The organism is Gracilibacillus kekensis, from assembly GCF_900143085.1.
Lineage (GTDB): Bacteria > Bacillota > Bacilli > Bacillales > Amphibacillaceae > Gracilibacillus > Gracilibacillus kekensis.
Genome location: NZ_FRCZ01000001.1, coordinates 21,577 through 39,527, shown reverse-complemented (window position 1 = coordinate 39,527; position 17,951 = coordinate 21,577). Strand labels below are relative to the sequence as shown.

20 protein-coding genes and 1 riboswitch are annotated in these 17,951 nt (G+C 35.6%); of the genes, 14 read left to right on the top strand and 6 right to left on the bottom strand.

Features of this window, described 5'->3' with window-relative positions; genetic code table 11:
• Positions 1-22: 22 nt before the first annotated feature.
• Both BUC25_RS00215 and BUC25_RS00210 read right to left on the bottom strand, forming a co-directional pair.
• Positions 23-829: a VLRF1 family aeRF1-type release factor gene (locus tag BUC25_RS00215; protein WP_073198554.1), complete on the bottom strand. Its 807-nt coding sequence runs from the start codon at positions 827-829 to the stop codon at positions 23-25.
• A gap of 190 nt (positions 830-1,019) precedes the next feature.
• Positions 1,020-1,376, bottom strand: a complete 357-nt coding sequence (locus tag BUC25_RS00210; protein WP_244535093.1) for a thioredoxin family protein — start codon at positions 1,374-1,376, stop codon at positions 1,020-1,022.
• Positions 1,377-1,464: 88 nt separating this feature from the next.
• On the opposite strand from BUC25_RS00210, the gene BUC25_RS00205 reads away from it, so the two are divergent.
• The 4 genes from BUC25_RS00205 to copZ all read left to right on the top strand — a co-directional run bounded on the left by BUC25_RS00205 (position 1,465) and on the right by copZ (position 5,132).
• On the top strand, positions 1,465-2,127 hold the full coding sequence (locus BUC25_RS00205; RefSeq protein WP_073198550.1) for an SOS response-associated peptidase: 663 nt from the start codon (positions 1,465-1,467) through the stop codon (positions 2,125-2,127).
• Between the two features lie 71 nt (positions 2,128-2,198).
• A complete protein-coding gene (locus BUC25_RS00200; RefSeq protein ID WP_073200360.1) occupies positions 2,199-2,501 on the top strand; it encodes a metal-sensing transcriptional repressor in 303 nt (100 codons plus the stop codon).
• Positions 2,502-2,516: 15 nt separating this feature from the next.
• A complete protein-coding gene (locus tag BUC25_RS00195; protein ID WP_073198548.1) occupies positions 2,517-4,898 on the top strand; it encodes a heavy metal translocating P-type ATPase in 2,382 nt (793 codons plus the stop codon).
• Between the two features lie 27 nt (positions 4,899-4,925).
• Positions 4,926-5,132 (top strand): copper chaperone CopZ, encoded by a 207-nt coding sequence (copZ, locus tag BUC25_RS00190; RefSeq protein WP_073198547.1) that lies wholly within the window; start codon positions 4,926-4,928, stop codon positions 5,130-5,132.
• Positions 5,133-5,304: 172 nt separating this feature from the next.
• Here copZ and BUC25_RS00185 read toward each other — a convergent pair whose 3' ends face one another.
• Positions 5,305-5,826: a CueP family metal-binding protein gene (locus BUC25_RS00185; RefSeq protein WP_073198544.1), complete on the bottom strand. Its 522-nt coding sequence runs from the start codon at positions 5,824-5,826 to the stop codon at positions 5,305-5,307.
• Between the two features lie 205 nt (positions 5,827-6,031).
• On the bottom strand, positions 6,032-7,009 hold the full coding sequence (gene guaC, locus BUC25_RS00180) for a GMP reductase (protein ID WP_073198542.1): 978 nt from the start codon (positions 7,007-7,009) through the stop codon (positions 6,032-6,034).
• Positions 7,010-7,199: 190 nt separating this feature from the next.
• Here guaC and BUC25_RS00175 point away from each other — a divergent pair, with 190 nt between their 5' ends.
• From BUC25_RS00175 to BUC25_RS19215, 5 genes are all read left to right on the top strand, one after another.
• Positions 7,200-8,216, top strand: a complete 1,017-nt coding sequence (locus BUC25_RS00175; protein ID WP_073198540.1) for an aldo/keto reductase — start codon at positions 7,200-7,202, stop codon at positions 8,214-8,216.
• A 483-nt stretch (positions 8,217-8,699) separates the two neighbouring features.
• Positions 8,700-8,744, top strand: a riboswitch (PreQ1 riboswitch).
• 83 nt (positions 8,745-8,827) lie between these two features.
• Positions 8,828-9,496, top strand: coding sequence for a 7-cyano-7-deazaguanine synthase QueC (gene queC, locus BUC25_RS00170; protein WP_073198538.1), 669 nt, complete (start codon positions 8,828-8,830; stop codon positions 9,494-9,496).
• Positions 9,496-9,963 (top strand): 6-carboxytetrahydropterin synthase QueD, encoded by a 468-nt coding sequence (queD, locus tag BUC25_RS00165; protein ID WP_073198536.1) that lies wholly within the window; start codon positions 9,496-9,498, stop codon positions 9,961-9,963. Before queC ends, queD begins: the two co-directional genes overlap by 1 nt.
• Positions 9,956-10,684 (top strand): 7-carboxy-7-deazaguanine synthase QueE, encoded by a 729-nt coding sequence (gene queE / locus BUC25_RS00160; RefSeq protein ID WP_073198534.1) that lies wholly within the window; start codon positions 9,956-9,958, stop codon positions 10,682-10,684. The genes queD and queE overlap by 8 nt, the downstream gene beginning before the upstream one ends.
• Before the next feature lie 55 nt (positions 10,685-10,739).
• Positions 10,740-11,204: a hypothetical protein gene (locus BUC25_RS19215; RefSeq protein ID WP_073198532.1), complete on the top strand. Its 465-nt coding sequence runs from the start codon at positions 10,740-10,742 to the stop codon at positions 11,202-11,204.
• Here BUC25_RS19215 and BUC25_RS00150 read toward each other — a convergent pair.
• Positions 11,186-12,478, bottom strand: coding sequence for a lysine N(6)-hydroxylase/L-ornithine N(5)-oxygenase family protein (locus BUC25_RS00150; protein WP_073198529.1), 1,293 nt, complete (start codon positions 12,476-12,478; stop codon positions 11,186-11,188). The two genes, BUC25_RS19215 and BUC25_RS00150, sit on opposite strands and share 19 nt — an antisense overlap.
• A 115-nt stretch (positions 12,479-12,593) precedes the next feature.
• Here BUC25_RS00150 and BUC25_RS00145 point away from each other — a divergent pair, with 115 nt between their 5' ends.
• The gene (locus BUC25_RS00145; RefSeq protein WP_084543291.1) at positions 12,594-12,917 is read left to right on the top strand and encodes a DUF4870 domain-containing protein; all 324 of its coding nucleotides are present in this window, start codon (positions 12,594-12,596) and stop codon (positions 12,915-12,917) included.
• Positions 12,918-12,945: 28 nt separating this feature from the next.
• Here BUC25_RS00145 and BUC25_RS00140 read toward each other — a convergent pair whose 3' ends face one another.
• Positions 12,946-13,704 (bottom strand): FixH family protein, encoded by a 759-nt coding sequence (locus tag BUC25_RS00140; protein WP_073198525.1) that lies wholly within the window; start codon positions 13,702-13,704, stop codon positions 12,946-12,948.
• A gap of 234 nt (positions 13,705-13,938) precedes the next feature.
• On the opposite strand from BUC25_RS00140, the gene BUC25_RS00135 reads away from it, so the two are divergent.
• From BUC25_RS00135 to arsC, 4 genes are all read left to right on the top strand, one after another.
• On the top strand, positions 13,939-15,030 hold the full coding sequence (locus tag BUC25_RS00135; protein WP_073198523.1) for a metal ABC transporter solute-binding protein, Zn/Mn family: 1,092 nt from the start codon (positions 13,939-13,941) through the stop codon (positions 15,028-15,030).
• Between the two features lie 132 nt (positions 15,031-15,162).
• A complete protein-coding gene (locus BUC25_RS00130) occupies positions 15,163-15,510 on the top strand; it encodes an ArsR/SmtB family transcription factor (RefSeq protein WP_073198521.1) in 348 nt (115 codons plus the stop codon).
• A gap of 22 nt (positions 15,511-15,532) precedes the next feature.
• A complete protein-coding gene (locus BUC25_RS00125) occupies positions 15,533-16,828 on the top strand; it encodes an arsenic transporter (protein WP_073198520.1) in 1,296 nt (431 codons plus the stop codon).
• A 19-nt stretch (positions 16,829-16,847) separates the two neighbouring features.
• Complete coding sequence (arsC, locus tag BUC25_RS00120) at positions 16,848-17,267, top strand: arsenate reductase (thioredoxin) (protein ID WP_073198519.1); 420 nt, start codon at positions 16,848-16,850, stop codon at positions 17,265-17,267.
• Positions 17,268-17,951: the final 684 nt, after the last annotated feature.

Sequence of the window (17,951 nt, the reverse complement as noted above, 5' to 3'; positions counted from 1 at the left end):
GCGATATGCTCGATTTTTTAATCTAATTGAGTATTACTTTATTAATAATTTTCATTTCTTCATGTTCTAACATATTTTTAGGAACTACTTCATCTACCTTCTTATTCATATTGTCCTCTAAGTCCTGTGCTTCATCTTTATCACCTACAATAAAGATACGTGACCAATTTTTGTTCTTTGCTAGTTTGTCGAGTGTAGCTGCAATGCTCTTATACCAACGATATCTGTTCTCATCAAATCTTGCCTCAAATTGTTCTTTTTGGGTATTTTTACCGCCAGGTCCTAAAGCTGCATGGCCACGTGGAGGTCCATCATGTTCTCTCCAGTCCTCTGTATCTAAGTCTAGTTCATATAATTTGGTTTCTTTTAAAGTCCCTAATTCAGTATCTAAAATTTTTATTGAATTTTTTTGAGTTAGAATAATCCCTGTTTGCGGAAAGCTTTCGAACATTTCTTTTAATTGAGCTATGTTAGCTGATTCTTCCCAGTTAAACTCAGTCGTTACAGGCATTTGAAATTTTTCTGCGAACCAGACAGAATCATCACCTGTAGCAAAAATGACAACACTTTTGGCCAAGCTCTGTTCATTTTCTTTAATATAGTTTTCTACTTTTTCTTTTACTGCCCAATAGTTTCGTTTTTCATCAGAATCCCCATCTTCTTTCATATAATTCTCGAAATTACTTAAGCCGTTTTTCAGATGAATCTTCCATTCTCCGCCTTGTTGTTCAGGATCAGATGGGTCTGTATTTAAATACATACTAAAAACACGTTGAGGTTTTTCCTTATAAACACTTTCTAACTTTTTAATTTCTTTATTAATATCCATAAAGTAAGATCTACTCCTTTAAATTAAATTGTATCTATATTTGTTATCTAACCGAATTTGATTTTTAATAAACATATATAATCAAAAATTCTCAATTTATCTGAAGGAGTGATTATACTGATTTCCCGGGAAATGTTAACAAATAAATATTCAGATATAAAATTGTTAGCTTCTTCTTATTCCCACAAGGCTAATGCTCATATCTTGAATGAGAGTATGATAAAACAAAATGTTGATATAGTCTGTCTAATTTTTCTTGAAATTGATCAAGATGAACAATTCGTGCTTCTCTAAGATATTCCTTACCTTCTATGAAAAGAATTAGTACAGGTGCTGAAAAGATAGAAAATCGACCAGCAATACCAGGTAGTTCATCTATAAGAACGTATCCTGGTACAATTGTAGGGTAATGTTCCATGATTTCTTCGATCTGTGGAAATAAACTATGGCAGACACTGCAATTATTTTTTGCAATATAAAGGAAAGACAGCTGGTTGGATTCAATAATATGGTCTAATTCGCTTTCCGAGTGTAAAGTTTGAAACATCATTATCACCTCTGCTTCTTAGTTTAACATGAAATGGTTATTATATAAGTAGAGGCAGCTAATATTCAAGTATAGGAGATGATAATTTATGTGTGGCCGGTTTACATTGGAAACTTCTAAAGAGGTACTTGAAAGTGAATTAAATATCTCGATCGATGAAGTACTAACAAGTTATAATATTGCACCAACTCAAAAGGTGTTATCGATTGTGGGAACAGATCAAGGGAGAAAGGCAGGATATTTACAGTGGGGATTAATACCGAGCTGGTCGAAGGATGCAAAAATTGGTAGTAAAATGATCAATGCCAGAAGTGAGACTGTGGATCAAAAACCTTCTTTTAAAAATTTATTAACTCGAAGACGCTGTTTAATCGTGGCAGATAGTTTTTATGAATGGAAACGTATTTCAAATCAGAAGCAACCTTATCGAATTACGGTAAACGAAGGCAGGGTATTTACATTTGCTGGTTTGTGGGACAGATGGGAATCTGAAGATGGAGAGATTGTTTCTTGTACCATACTTACGACAAAGCCTAATAATTTAATGCAGAGTCTTCATGATCGGATGCCGGTTATATTAGATGAAAAAGCTCAGGAAATGTGGCTTGATCCTTCGTTAAAAGATAAAGAGACTTTGAAAGGTTTATTAACTCCTTATAATTCTGAGCAAATGTCTGCATATCCAGTATCTAAGAAATTAAATAATCCAAGCGTAAATGATGCTAGCCTAGTTGAACCTATAGAGATTTAAAACTTTCAGGTTGACATAATATACAATAGGGGGGTATAGTATAATTATAAATCATAAAGGAAGTGATGGAATTGAAGGAATCTCTTCATCAGCATCCAAGTCAGCCAAGGTCAAAAAATGAAAAACAAGCGATGGTGAATCGGCTAAAACGTATAGAAGGACAAGTACGAGGTATACAAAAAATGATAGAGGAAGATCGTTATTGTGTAGATGTTCTTGTTCAAATTAGTGCGATAAATGCAGCACTCAATAAAGTTGGCTTTTCAGTCACAGAAAGACATATCAAACATTGTGTCAGTGATGCCATTCTCTCAGGAGATGGTGAAGAAACCATTGAGGAATTAATGGATGTGATGAAGCAATTTTCAAAATGAGAGGGGGTATAATCGGTGAGCGAAAATAAAAATGTAACATTAAATGTTACTGGAATGACATGTGCTGCATGCTCCAGTCGGATTGAAAAAGTTTTAAATAAAATGGATGGAGTAGAAGCTCAAGTCAATCTAACTACTGAAAAAGCTAATGTCTCTTATAATGAAAATGTGACGTATCAAGACATTCAGGCTAAAATTGAAAAATTAGGTTATGGTGTACAAACAGAAAACGTTGATTTTGACATAGTAGGGATGACGTGTGCTGCATGTTCCAATCGGATTGAAAAGGTATTAAACAAACAAAGTGGCATTGAGAAAGCTACCGTAAATTTAGCAACGGAAAGTGCAACAATAGAATACAATCCATCCCTAATTGAAGAAAACGATATGATCGAACGAATTCAAAAATTAGGGTATGATGCCAAACGGAAAGCAGGAACTAGAGAGCAAGCCACAAATAAAGAAAAACAGCTTAATAGAATGAAGCAAAAATTAATTGTTTCTGCGCTATTAACAGCTCCTTTGTTAGTTACGATGCTGGTTCATTTATTTAGCATGACTTTACCGGCGATATTTATGAATCCTTGGTTCCAATTTGCTTTGGCAACCCCAGTACAATTTATCATTGGCTGGCAGTTTTATAAGGGTGCCTATAAAAACTTACGAAATAAAACAGCTAACATGGATGTTCTTGTAGCACTCGGGACAAGTGCAGCTTATTTTTATAGTTTGTATGAAGCATCATTAACGCTTAATAACCCTGGTTATATGCCACATCTCTATTTTGAAACAAGTGCTGTAATTATTACCCTAATTTTATTCGGAAAATATTTAGAAGTTGCAGCTAAAAGTAAAACGACAAATGCAATATCATCGTTATTGAATTTACAAGCAAAAGAAGCAAGAGTTATTAGTAATAATCAAGAAATAATGGTACCAGTTGAAGAAGTGCAGGAAGGTGACCACCTTATTGTAAAACCAGGTGAAAAAATACCTGTTGATGGTATTGTTGTTAAAGGGAAAACTTCAATTGATGAATCAATGATTACAGGAGAATCAATTCCTATAGAAAAATCGCAGGACGATCATGTTATCGGCTCTACTATTAATAAAAATGGAACGATTACTATGAAAGTAACTAAGGTAGGTAAAGATACTGCGTTGGCTTCCATCATCAAGGTAGTAGAGGATGCGCAAGGTTCAAAAGCACCAATTCAACGTTTAGCTGACGTGATTTCCGGTTATTTTGTGCAAGTAGTGGTTGGGATTGCGATAGTAACATTTGTTATCTGGATAGCATTCGTTACACCAGGTAATGTAGAAACATCTCTATTTGCCACGATAGCAGTACTGGTCATCGCGTGTCCATGTGCGCTAGGACTGGCAACACCTACTTCTATTATGGTGGGTACAGGAAAGGCAGCTGAGTCGGGCATACTGTTTAAGGGTGGAGAGCACCTAGAAAGGACACATAAGTTAGACGCAATAATATTAGATAAAACAGGTACAATTACGAAAGGACAACCCGAAGTAACTGACTTTTCAGGTGATCAGGATACATTACAACTATTAGCTAGTGCAGAAAAAGCTTCAGAGCACCCTTTAGCGGAAGCAATCGTAAATTATGCGGTAGGAAAAAAAATAAACATACACGATGCCGAGCAATTTGAGGCGATACCTGGCCACGGTATAAAAGCGATCGTAGAACAAAAAGAAATTCTCGTAGGAAATCGTAAGCTGTTAAATGATGCTCAAGTAAATACAACGGATTTTGAAAAAGATTTATTAACATATGAAGAAGCAGGCAAAACGGCTATGTTAATTGCTATTGATCAAGAGTTGAAAGGCATTGTTGCGGTAGCAGATACCATCAAGGAAACAGCTGTTGAAGCTATTCAACAATTAAAACAACAGAACTTAGAAGTAATCATGTTAACAGGAGATAATCCAACGACAGCAAGAGCCATAGCAAACCAGGTGGGTATTGATCAGGTGTTTGCGGGTGTATTACCAGAAGAAAAAGCAAACAAAATTAAAGAAGTACAACTGCAAGGAAAAATGGTGGCAATGGTTGGTGATGGAATTAATGACGCACCTGCATTAGCGATTTCAGATATAGGCATTGCAATTGGAACTGGTACAGAGGTAGCGATTGAGGCTGCTGATGTGACGATTCTTGGTGGAGAATTATTACTCATCCCCAAGGCGATTAAATTAAGCAAGGCGACAATACGTAATATTCGTCAAAACCTATTTTGGGCGTTTGCCTATAACAGTGCCGGAATTCCAATAGCAGCTGCAGGCTTACTAGCACCATGGATAGCTGGTGCTGCAATGGCATTTAGTTCTGTAAGTGTTGTTTCAAACTCACTTCGTTTGAAGCGAGTAAAAATATAAATTATTTAAAAAAAGGAGAGATAGATTATGCAACAAAAAACATTAGAAGTACAAGGAATGACTTGTGGACATTGTAAGGCATCAGTAGAAGGTGCTCTTAATGATTTAAGTGGTGTATCTCAAGTAGAGGTGAACTTAGATAATGGTAAAGTTGATATTACCTATGATGATACAAAAGTTACAATAAAAGAAATGCAAGAAGCAGTAGAAGAGCAAGGTTATGAGGTTGTATAGATAAAATGAGGAGTTACCAATGATAGTATTGGTAACTCCTCATTTACGTAAACAACGAGAGACTTCATTGATGGACGTATATTATGCTTGTTTTCTTTTGATAGAAAATTGCTACATAATATACTCAGCTCTTAACGTTAACAATGTTCTCCACTTGTCAATAAATAATTAATTAGATTAATTGCATGGTTGTAATACATGTACCATCGTCTTCAAATGTAGAAATTTCAGATTCTACTACTTTGTCATTATGCTTTATTGTGATTTTATATGATTTATCTCTTGGTAACCATAGATCAATAAACCCGTTATCAAATGACGTTCTCGGTTCATCTATCACAACATTACCATCCATGTCTTCAATATATACATCAAATTCAGTATTCGCCATTTCTCCTTGGCAACCTGTTAAACTATGGATAGTACATGGGTGTGTCGTATGTTCATAAGGCGCAATTGACACAAAAAAATCATCATTCGGCAAAGCGTAAGACTTTTCCTGTCCTTCTTCTTCTGTAATTATCAAATCAGTGGAAGAGATTGATGCAGATTGTGCAGTTTTATCATCTACACTATATTGATGAACTAATTCCTTTAACTCAGCAGTAGATAATTCCTTTTGGCTGGAGTTGTTACCACAGGCTGTTAAGAAGGCAGCTAATATAATTGTTATAAGGAAAGGTACTTTTTTCATTTTAGATACACTCCTTTGTTTGATACACAAATATTATAGCATTACTAAAAATTTTTATGGAACAATTTTAATAAGAGTCAAAATATCTACATATTTTAAAATAAACTTACTAGATTTCTGATATTATTAATCCATAAGAAGATGAATTCTAATTATAGAATTCATCTCCTTATGGTTTTATCATTATTAAGGTTTATCTGTGTAACTATTTATCCCCATTAAAAATCGAATTTTTAACAACTACATAATCGACCGTGCGAATTGCTTCTAGGTTTGTTCCGCCGGCATATGAAATCGAGGATTGTAAGTCTTGTTCCATTTCAGTTAGCGTATCTTGTAACGAGCCTTTGTATTCTACATACATTTTTTTGCCTTCCACATTTTTCTTTTCGCCTTTTTGATACTCTGAAGCGGAGCCAAAATATTCTTTGAATAAGTGACCATCCTTTTCAACAGTAGTTCCAGGAGATTCTTTGTGTCCAGCGAAAAGCGAGCCGATCATCACCATCGAAGCACCGAAACGGACAGACTTAGCAATATCGCCATGTGTACGGATACCGCCATCGGCAATAATAGGTTTTGTCGCAGCTTTTGCACACCAACGTAACGCAGCTAATTGCCATCCGCCTGTTCCAAAACCTGTTTTGATTTTAGTTATACAAACCTTACCGGGCCCAATCCCTACTTTGGTGGCGTCCGCCCCAGCGTTTTCTAACTCGCGTACTGCTTCAGGTGTACCAACATTTCCTGCTATAACGAAACTTTCAGGTAAATGTTTTTTTATATGTTGAATCATATTAATAACTGCGTTGGAGTGGCCATGGGCGATATCAATAGTAATATAATCAGGTACAAGCTCCTCTTTGGCCAGTTCTTCTATAAAGCGATATTCCTCTTCTTTGACACCAACACTGATAGAAGCAATAAAATCATCCTTGTGTAATGTTTGGATAAAGTTTTTCCTTGTTTCTGGTTCAAACCGGTGCATCACATAGAAGTAGCCTCGTTCCGCTAAATATAGAGCAACTTTCTCATCTATGATAGTTTGCATATTAGCGGGTACTACTGGAAGTCGAAATTTATGTTTACCGAATTGTATAGACGTATCACATTCTGAACGACTGTTCACAATACATTTTGCGGGAATTAATTGAATATCTTCATAATCGAATACATTGTCCAATGTTGTCACTCCTAAAAAACGAACTATTTTAAATAATAAAGCGAAAATATTCGCCTTTAGTAATATAAAATAATTTAGTGTTGTTGTCAATGAATAATAGTCTATAAAACGAATCTTTTTACCTAAGTTAATAAATTCGATATAATAAGTAATGAAAAATGAAAGCGATTACTATTTGGAGGTGTATCTGTTGGAAAATCGTTATTTAGGTAAAACAGGTTTACGTGTAAGTGAATTGTGTTTAGGTACAATGACTTTAGGTAGAGAGACTAGCGAGTCTGATAGTTTTAAGATATTAGATTATTATAAAGAAAAAGGCGGCAATTTCCTTGATACTGCTGATGTATATACGCGCGGTGCATCGGAGGAAATTGTAGGGAATTGGTTAAAAGGACAACGGAGAGATGATTTTGTTTTAGCGACAAAGGTTCGATTTCCAATGGGAGATGGACCTAATGATATAGGATTAAGTCGTAAACATATCATGGCTGGTATTAAGGAAAGTTTACATCGATTAAAAACGGATTATATTGATTTATATCAAGTGCATGCCTGGGACCCGCGTACGCCTTTAGAAGAAACACTAAGTACGTTAAATGACCTTGTGCGAGAAGGTCTTGTACGCTACATAGGAGCTAGTAACTTTAAAGGCTGGCAACTTCAAAAAGCGATTGATGTTAGTAAACAGAATGGTTGGGAATCTTTTTCATGTTTGCAACCACAGTATAATTTATTAACGAGAGCAACGGAATGGGAGTTAATTGAAGTATGCGAAAATGAAGGACTTGGTGTTATACCATGGAGTCCTTTAAGAGGTGGTTGGTTAAGCGGGAAATTCACCAGAGATTTGTCGCAACCTCCAGAAAATACTAGAATTGCAGAAGCTGACAAAAAAGGTTACCAGGAAACATGGGATATGTATAATAATGAATTCACATGGCATTTAATTGATGAATTAATAGAGGTGGCTCAACAAGCTGGAAAAACACCTGCTCAAACAGCGATTAATTGGTTACTGCAAAAGAGAGGTGTAACTGCACCTATTATTGGAGCTCGTAATCTTGAGCAACTTGAAGCCAATCTTGGAGCGGCAGGTTGGTCTTTAACCGATGAGCAAATGAAGCGATTAGATAAAGCAAGTGAGTTGTATGTTAGTTATCCATATGATCAAGCAGCAGATATGCAGCGGAATCGTGGAAGGGAATAATATTCAAATAACACATAGATAATCGTGCATTCTCATCTGCATTTCCCCTGAAATCAATACTCGAAATGCCGACGAAGAATCATCTCATCTGCATTTTTCCTGAAATCAATGCTCGAAATGCCGACGAGAAAGCATCTCATCTGCATTTTCTTTGAAATCAATACTCGAAATGCCGACGAGAAAGCACCTCATCGGCATTTCCCTTGAAATCAATGCTCAAACTGCCGATGAGGAATCATCTCATCGGTATTTCACTTGAAATCAACGCTTGAAATCCCGATGAGTATCCATCACCAAGATTTCGTCTTATGTCTAAGAAGAAATACTGAATAATCTAACCTTATCTTAAGTAATGGTTTCTGCACCATGATTTTATAATGTTTCAGACAACTACTAAAATATGATTTTATTAACGTCAGTGTTCAATTATTATTAAATATATGTTATACTATTGTGGTTTCGAATAAAAACTCTGCAAATTTTGCAGGAGAGGTTCTAGCTACACCCTCTATAAAAAACTAAGGATGATCATACCGAGCCTTAGGTATGATTTTTTTGTTTTTTTTGGTGTGCAGAATTCTCTTTTTAAGATTAGAAAGGGGATTTTTTTTATGAACAAAAATAATCGAGCAGTCGTTGTCTTTAGTGGTGGGCAAGATAGCACAACCTGTTTATTCTGGGCATTAGAACGGTTTGATCATGTAGAGTTAGTTACCTTTGATTATAACCAGCGACATAAGGAAGAAATTGAAGTTGCAAAAGAAATTGCTACAAACCAGAACTTAAAACATCATATTCTAGATATGTCACTTCTTAATCAATTGGCACCTAATGCCTTAACGCGCAGTGATATGGAGGTTGAAGAGGGAAAAGATGGGGCATTACCAAATACCTTTGTACCCGGTCGTAATCTATTATTCTTATCTTTTGCGACAATTTTAGCAAAACAAATTAATGCAAAACACATTATTACTGGTGTGTGTGAAACGGATTTTAGTGGTTATCCAGATTGTCGAGATGTGTTTATTAAATCACTAAACGTTACGTTAAATCTTTCGATGGATGATGACTTTGTCGTACATACTCCATTAATGTGGTTAGATAAAGCACAAACATGGCAATTAGCGGATCAACTAGGTTCATTTAATTATGTCCGTGAAAAGACATTGACTTGTTACAACGGTGTAAGAGGTGCTGGATGTGGTGAATGTCCGGCATGTGAGCTGCGACAAAAAGGATTAGACCTGTATCTAGAACAACGCGCAGAGGAGAATAATTAATGTTCGGCTTTCAAATTGTTGAAGAATTACAAAAAATAAATAAGGACATTCAAAAGGATGAACTTCAGTACCATCAAAAACGAGTACTAGTGAGCAAAGAATTCACTTTTGATGCAGCACATCATTTACACTGTTATGAAGGCAAATGTAAGAATTTACATGGGCATACATATAAAGTTGTATTCGGCATCAGTGGGTATGTAGATGATATCGGGATTGTTATTGATTTCGGTGATATTAAGAAAATATGGAAAGAACAAATTGAGATTCATTTAGATCACCGTTATTTAAATGAAACATTGCCAAAGATGAATACAACCGCAGAAAATATGGTGGTTTGGATATTTGAGAAAATGGAAGCAGCATTGCTAAATGATACTTATCAATGTCGTGTGGAGTTTGTTCGTTTGTTTGAAACACCCACAAGCTATGCCGAAGCAAGGCGGGAGTGGATGTTGAATGAATAAGATTCCTGTATTAGAGATTTTTGGGCCTACTATTCAAGGGGAAGGAATGGTTGTTGGCCGAAAAACAATGTTTGTTCGCACGGCAGGTTGTGATTACAGCTGTGCTTGGTGTGACTCTCCCTTTACATGGAATGGAAGTGCCAAGGACGATATCGTCAAAATGTCAGCTGATCAAATCTATTTAAGGCTTAAAGAAATAGGTGGGAATCAATTTGACCATGTAACCATTTCAGGTGGGAACCCGGCACTATTGAAATATCTAGGTGAGTTGATTGATACTCTTCACGAACACAAAATCGAAGTTGCCCTTGAAACACAGGGAAGTCGTTGGCAAGACTGGTTTGTAAAGATAGATGACTTGACAATTTCTCCTAAACCACCCAGTTCTAAAATGAAAACCAACTGGCAAGTTTTAGATGATATTATCGATAAATTGATTACCAACAAACGCTTGAGTAATACAAGTTTGAAAGTAGTAGTTTTTAATAATGAGGATTTACAATTTGCAGAAAAGGTACATCAAAGATATCCTAGTGTCCCTTTTTTCTTGCAAGTTGGTAACGATGATTTAGAAGAGCACAAACCTAGAGATTTAGCAAGTCATTTATTAGAGAAATATGAATGGTTAATAGATAAGGTAATGGCGAACTCAGCATTGAATCATGTTCGTGTCTTACCACAAGTTCATGCCCTTGTATGGGGTAACAAAAGAGGAGTTTGAAAAAATTTCAAACTCCTCTACTTTTTATGCTATAATTTTTAGTGGGGGTGTGATCATGAAGTGTTATGCCAAGTCACCATTTAAAATTCTTATTTTCATATTGGTTCTTCAAATTGTTACTATTTCTCTTAGTTTGTCTCAAGTTAACATATTACTAGCATTTCAACTAATTATAGTAACATTCACTTTTCTGTGTCTGTTTATTTCATTTCAAGTTCAGATAAAGGATCACTCTATAGATTATCAAATACTTTTTTTGAAATGGACTATATATGGTAATAATATTAAACCAGATCAGATAAGGATCATCCAATTTGTAAGAGTTGGCTGGACAACGAAAAATGCAACGATTAAAAGAAGAAAGGGTCTGCCAATCAGATTTATCGCATTCCAACCACATCGTCTTTATCAAGAGTTGGAGCAATTTGCTATTGCCAAGCAAATTCCATTTATAAAATCAAATGACTATCAAACATTGGAAAGAAAAAGCTTGCGCGAGAATCACTCTGGTTTAAATTGAGTGAATATCGTGTCTCGTTGTTGCTCATAAATTGTTTTACCTGCTATTTCATTAATGATTTGGATATTACGATCAACGGCCAACCCTAAATTGGTAGCACCCGTACCATGTGAATGGGCTAAATTAGTGAATGTATAAAAATGGTGAGTACGGGAGCCATCTTTAAAAGAAAGTCTGAAATTTGAATCCACTTTATATAATTTATCATCTTCCCACTCTATTTTATCTCGGAAGCGATCGTAAAACCAATCTGGAATATTTGGTTTATATCCTGTCGCAAGCACTACTTTTTCAGTATCAAATGAAAAGGTATCTTCTTTTTGCCACTGTGTCGCCTGCACTTCTAAACCCATTCCTTTCTTTGATACTTTATTAATTTCAGTTAATGGTTGGATGGTAACAGGTATTGGCTTGTTATCAACCGTTCGATGGTAAAGTAATTCATGAATCTTATGTAACGTCTCCTTGTCAATCCCTTTTCGTAATTGTCCTAAATGCTCTAATGTCGCTTGTCGTTGTTGAAAAGACAGCGTCTGAAAATAGTCGACATAGTCAGGTGAAAATACTTCTTGACCAAGTTTCGAATTATCCAGTTGAAGAAATCCAGGAGATCTCGTATACCATGCTAGATGATAGTTAAAATGTTCCTGTAATTTGAGTAAATCATAGAATATCTCAGATGCACTTTGACCTGAACCAACAACAGTAATGTGTTTAGCACGTATCGTTTGGTCTTTCAGATACACATATTGGCTGGAATGGTGAGCAAATTCCGATTCGATTTTATCAAGCTCAAAAGGTATATTTGGTGTACTGCCCGTTCCCAATACGACATGTTTTGTGAAGTATGACTTCTGTTCTTGTATTCCCCAATGATTTACAACAACTTCGTAATGATTTCCGTGATCAATTACATCACTAACTTCTGATTTTAAATGACAGCTCGGCAATTGTTCTGCAACCCATTTTAAATAGGAAGCATACTCAGATCGAGGCATTTCAAATTTTTGAAAAAAGAAAAATTTATATAGTCGGTTTTGTTCATGTAAATAATTTAAAAACGTATACTTACTAGTAGGATTCGCAAAAGTCACCAAATCTGCTAAAAAAGGTACTTGCAAATCTGTCCCATGAATAAGCATGCCTGGATGCCATGCAAATTCTCCGTTTTGGTCAAAGAAAATCGTTTCTAAATCTGTTTTTTCATTTGTAAGGGCAGCTAATCCAAGATTGTATGGACCAATCCCTATTCCAATTACATCATATAGTTTCATTGCGTTCCCTCTTTTATTTGTTTTCTTTTAGTATATACGTTCTCTGTTGATTAAACTATTTTTTTATATTATTTGACAAATTATGCTACAATTATCGTTGGGGAGGTGGAGTAAAATGACGAATAATGATGAACGTTTATTTGCAATGTTAATATATCTTTTGAGCTTTTTCACTGCTATTATTGGCCCTATAATTATTTGGATGGTCAAAAGGGATGAGTCAGATTTTATTGATTATCATGGTAAAGAATACCTTAACTTCTTTATTTCATTCACGATATATGGGATTGTTAGTGGTATTTTAATGCTAATATTAATTGGGTTTATATTAGCAGCAGTTGTCGGAATTTTGTATTTAATTTTCACTCTAATTGCTTTGTTTAAGGCATACAGTGGAGAAAAATATCGTATTCCTTTAGTAATCCGATTTATTAAATAAAAAAACAGTGCTTAAAAGCACTGTTTTTTTACTCAATTACTTTAAAAGTATATTCTTTGTGTTCATGGAGTCCACTATCGTCGGTGACATGGACGACGATTTCATATTCGCCAGTTTTGGAAAAGGAATGGTTACTTGTATAGGTACCTGCGTCTGTTTCTTCCGCATCCAACCAAATATGCTGGTCACTAGCTTCTGGAATGATTTCATATCGCACTCTTGCATTTTGATATGGTTCTTGATCCATTTTTAACTGTACTGTCCATTCTACATCTTCTTCTTTAGTAACAGTTTCATATTCCTCTAATTCAATCAGAAAACCTTCATGGTGACTATGATCCTCACTACTGTGTGCTTGGTGATTTTCTTCATCCATTTGCATATCCTCATCACCATTAATCACGATCGATTTTTTAGGCATTGTATGCATATCTTTAGCTGTCGTATGAGCATATATTTCATATGTGCCAGGTTGATCAAATACTACATCTGCTGTATAGGTACCATCCTCATTATTGCTTGCATCAATTGTAACTGTATTTTCTTCATCTTCCACATTCCAATACTCAAAGGAAACTTCTTCGGCATCTGTGACTAATTCATCTTCTCCATAAGTGACAGTAGCCTTTAATTCAACAGATTCACCAGTGTCTGCCTCTTCAGCTAGTTCAAAATCTACACTTATACCTTTTACCTCGTCCGTTTGTTCCGGCTCATTTTCTCCTTGATTGGCACATGCGGTCATCGTAAAAAGTGTTAAGAGTATGATCCATAGTATTTTTTTCATGATAATCCTCCGTGGATAATTAATTTCTAAAACCTACTATACGCCGACTCTAAGCAATAATCAATGGACAACATGTGACATTTACCAACAACAAATCGTAATAATTACTATTTACAAATTTGATAACATAGTCTATAATATTATTTAATCGTAATGATGACGGTTTATACAGAGGTTTAAATCGTAACGATTATTATTAATTGATACATAATTCAGTAAAGGGGATAACTTTCGATGAAGAAATTTGGTGTGTTTGTAACATTGATAATATTATTAATTGGATGTAGCAGTAATCAAGATACACAAGCAAACAATGAAAAATCTGAAGGAAAAATAACAATCTATTCTACCTTATATCCTTTAGCATATTTTGCTGAAGAGATTGGTGGTGAACTTGTTGAAGTAGAAACCGTGTTACCACCGGGAGCTGATCCTCATAATTATGAACCAACTTCTAAAACAATGATCGATATTGCTGAATCAGACATGTTTTTGTTTAATGGAGCGAATTTAGAGGCCTATGCAAGTAAAATGGAAGAAGCATTAGCTGAAGAAGATGTGTTAATGGTAGAAGCTTCAGAAGGAGTTTCGCTTGTAGAACATGTGCATCACCATGAGGAACAACACGAACAAGAAGATACACACGAAGGTGAAAAAGAACATGGTCATGATCACGAAGACGGAGAAGATCACGGACATGAGCATGAGGCACATGATCAAGAAGATGAGGAAGACCATGAACATACGGACAATCAACAAGTTGCTGAAGAATCAAATGATGGACATGATCACGATCATGGTGATGCAGACCCCCATTTATGGCTAGATCCTATTCGCGCTATTGAGTTAGCGCGCAATGTTAAAGATTCGTTAATTGAGTTACATCCGGATCAGGAAGAAACATTTGATTCTAATTTTCATAGTTTAGAAGAGCGATTAATTGAGTTAGATGAGAGCTATCATCAACAACTGGAAAATGCTACAAATAATGAAATTTTAGTTACGCATGCTGCATATGGGTATTGGGAACAAAGCTATGGAATCGAACAAATTGCCTTAGCAGGTTTATCACCATCAGAAGAACCCTCTCAAAAGCAATTGGAAAACATTATTGATCATGTACAAGAGCGTAATATACAATACCTTTTGTTTGAACAAAATGTAGAACCAAAAGTAGCAGAAGTTATCCAGGCAGAAACAAATGTAGAGTCATTACAACTGCACAATTTATCCATCTTGACAGAAGAAGATGTGGAAAACCAAGAAACTTATTTTACATTAATGGAACGTAACTTGGAAGTTCTGAACACTGCACTTGAATACTAAATGAAAAACACGGAGTGATATAGCGCTCCGTGTTTTTTGTATAGGTAAATTCTTTGTAAATATTCTAAAATACAATTGCATATATAAGTAAATAGTTATATAGTTATATATAGATGCGAAAGGAGAGGTTAGATGCCAACGAAAACGGTGATGGATATTGGTAAATCTGCCAAAATTTTAAAAGTTCTAGGTGATAAAACACGGCTGACCATGTTGAAGCTAATAGAAGAGCAAACCTGTTGTGTATGTGAATTTGTAGAGATCTTTCAAATGAGCCAGCCTTCTATTAGTCAACACTTAAGAAAGTTAAGAGATGCAGATCTAATTAATGAAGAGCGAAAAGGACAATGGGTCTTTTATTCTTTAAATCAAGATTCTGAATGGTATCCTTTTATTCTGCCGATAATCGATCAATTACCTAATCAGCAAGAAAAATTAATAGAATTAGAGAAAAACGGTACAAGAATCACATGTTGTTAGTTGAAATTAGGGGGACATTGTTTTGTTAGATATTGTATTAGCGATAAGTATATTTCTGGTTACCTTAGTCTTGGTCATATGGCAACCGAAAAATCTCTCAATCGGCTGGTCGGCTTGTGGTGGAGCGATCCTTGCACTACTCGTTGGAGTGGTCGGTATGCAAGATGTTTGGGAAGTAACTGGCATCGTTTGGAATGCTACATTAGCGTTTGTTGCTATTATTCTTATTTCTTTAATATTAGATAAAATCGGATTTTTTGAGTGGGCTGCCTTACATATGGCTCGTTTGGCAAAAGGTAATGGTATTAAAATGTTTGTATATGTCAGTTTATTGGGTGCGATCGTCGCTGCTTTTTTTGCAAATGATGGTGCAGCGTTAATCTTAACACCGATTGTCTTGGCGATGGTTCGTAACCTGCAATTTAAAGAAAAAATGGTATTTCCATTTATAATGGCAAGTGGCTTCATAGCGGATACGAGCTCATTACCTTTAATTGTAAGTAATCTTGTCAATATTGTATCTGCTGATTTCTTTGAAATTGGTTTTGTCGAATATGCTTCAAGAATGGTTATTCCGAACGTATTCTCGATTGTGGCAACGATTCTTGTTCTTTATTTGTATTTTAAAAAGAATATTCCGCAAAACTACAATATGAATCATTTGAAAAAGCCAGCAGAAGCGATCAAAGATTTAAAAATGTTTCACTTATCTTGGTATGTTCTAGCAGTGTTGCTCGTTGGCTATTTTGTTAGTGAATTTATTTCGGTACCAGTTTCGATTATTGCTGGTGTCATTGCGATCTTTTTTCTATTAATGGCTCGGAACAGTCAAGCAGTCAATACGACATCTGTAGTCAAAGGTGCTCCGTGGGAAATTGTCTTTTTCTCAATAGGTATGTACGTAGTTGTATATGGTTTGCGGAATGCTGGATTAACAGACGTCTTAGCTGGCCTGATTCAATGGAGTGCCGATCAAGGATTATTTAGTGCAACAGTTGCAATGGGCTTTATTGCTGCAATTCTGTCTTCTGTGATGAATAATATGCCAACTGTCATGATTGACGCATTAGCGATTGCAGAAACAGATACATCAGGCGTGTTAAGGGAAGCGTTAATCTATGCAAATATTATCGGTTCAGATTTAGGTCCGAAAATTACACCAATTGGTTCATTAGCAACACTATTATGGTTACACGTATTGTCACAAAAAGGAGTTAAAATATCATGGGGAACGTACTTTAAGACAGGGATCGTTCTAACCGTACCAATTCTTTTTGTTACATTAGTGGGACTATACTTAACTTTATTACTATTTTAACTAAAGGAGAAATAAGAATATGACGAAAAAAACAATTTACTTTTTATGTACAGGAAACTCATGCAGGAGTCAGATGGCAGAAGGATGGGCAAAGAAACATTTAGGTGAGGACTGGAATGTGTATAGTGCAGGTATCGAATCTCACGGCCTGAATCCGAATGCAGTAAAAGCAATGGAGGAAGTGGGAATAGATATATCCAAGCAAACTTCAGATAAAATTGACTTGGACATTTTAAGAAACTCAACTATGATTGTTACCTTGTGTGGGGACGCTCGTGATAAGTGTCCTGTGATTCCATTTGGTATTCGCAACGAACACTGGGGATTTGATGACCCGGCAAAAGCAGAAGGAACAAAGGAAGAAAAGTGGAAGTTCTTTCAACGCGTGCGAGATGAAATAGGTGAACGTATTAAGCAATTTGCAGAGACAGGCAAGTAAAATGATAAAAAAGATAGGGACAAAATAATTATTTAATTAGAAAAGTTTTTCATTTGGATTTTGTGCGTATTAGGAAGAAACTGCGACATAACTAAAGTGGTAATTTTGAGATTTTATATCTGCTATACAACCGCTCCGGCTTGTCCGCTTTCCTTTCCGCGGGTTTTTTACCCTAAGCAAACTTTTTAAGCATAGTTCGCTTTAAAAGTGGATCTTAGGGTAAAAACATCCCGCAGGAGTGAAAGCGGACGCTTTTTTATACTCTACAACAAGCAAGAGGATGTATTTTTGTTTTTATCACTATCTTACGTGGTAATCATTTGTAGAAATAACCCCAAATATTAGCATTTGTAAAAGTTGTAGAATTTCATTGAGCGTAGGCGGCCACTCCAACTCCTATGGGACTCGTTTTTCCTGAAGATCCACTTTTCCATGCGGTTTTTGCTTGGAAAAGTTAGCTGAAGGAAAAACCCCATGGAAAGGGGTGTGGCCAAGCCGTAGCGGAGATCACACTCATTCATCATGTCAAAATTACCACAAAGTTATGGCGCAGTTTTTATATTGTGCAACAATACATATTGCATTTTTGGTGATTTAGTTCAGAACAATAATTATTTCCCAGCATCTTTTTAAGTATAAAAAGGTACTGTACAAGTTATGAGTTTCCATTTATTATAATAGTGA

What these genes read in the sequence shown, in the direction of transcription:
- arsC (WP_073198519.1), top strand. Translation starts at nt 16,848, where the DNA reads ATGACGAAAAAAACAATTTACTTTTTATGTACAGGAAACTCATGCAGG.
- BUC25_RS00135 (WP_073198523.1), top strand. Translation starts at nt 13,939, where the DNA reads ATGAAGAAATTTGGTGTGTTTGTAACATTGATAATATTATTAATTGGA.
- queC (WP_073198538.1), top strand. Translation starts at nt 8,828, where the DNA reads ATGAACAAAAATAATCGAGCAGTCGTTGTCTTTAGTGGTGGGCAAGAT.
- queD (WP_073198536.1), top strand. Translation starts at nt 9,496, where the DNA reads ATGTTCGGCTTTCAAATTGTTGAAGAATTACAAAAAATAAATAAGGAC.
- BUC25_RS00150 (WP_073198529.1), bottom strand. Translation starts at nt 12,478, where the DNA reads ATGAAACTATATGATGTAATTGGAATAGGGATTGGTCCATACAATCTT.
- BUC25_RS00145 (WP_084543291.1), top strand. Translation starts at nt 12,594, where the DNA reads ATGACGAATAATGATGAACGTTTATTTGCAATGTTAATATATCTTTTG.
- BUC25_RS00205 (WP_073198550.1), top strand. Translation starts at nt 1,465, where the DNA reads ATGTGTGGCCGGTTTACATTGGAAACTTCTAAAGAGGTACTTGAAAGT.
- BUC25_RS00140 (WP_073198525.1), bottom strand. Translation starts at nt 13,704, where the DNA reads ATGAAAAAAATACTATGGATCATACTCTTAACACTTTTTACGATGACC.
- copZ (WP_073198547.1), top strand. Translation starts at nt 4,926, where the DNA reads ATGCAACAAAAAACATTAGAAGTACAAGGAATGACTTGTGGACATTGT.
- queE (WP_073198534.1), top strand. Translation starts at nt 9,956, where the DNA reads ATGAATAAGATTCCTGTATTAGAGATTTTTGGGCCTACTATTCAAGGG.
- BUC25_RS19215 (WP_073198532.1), top strand. Translation starts at nt 10,740, where the DNA reads ATGAAGTGTTATGCCAAGTCACCATTTAAAATTCTTATTTTCATATTG.
- BUC25_RS00185 (WP_073198544.1), bottom strand. Translation starts at nt 5,826, where the DNA reads ATGAAAAAAGTACCTTTCCTTATAACAATTATATTAGCTGCCTTCTTA.
- BUC25_RS00130 (WP_073198521.1), top strand. Translation starts at nt 15,163, where the DNA reads ATGCCAACGAAAACGGTGATGGATATTGGTAAATCTGCCAAAATTTTA.
- BUC25_RS00210 (WP_244535093.1), bottom strand. Translation starts at nt 1,376, where the DNA reads ATGTTTCAAACTTTACACTCGGAAAGCGAATTAGACCATATTATTGAA.
- BUC25_RS00215 (WP_073198554.1), bottom strand. Translation starts at nt 829, where the DNA reads ATGGATATTAATAAAGAAATTAAAAAGTTAGAAAGTGTTTATAAGGAA.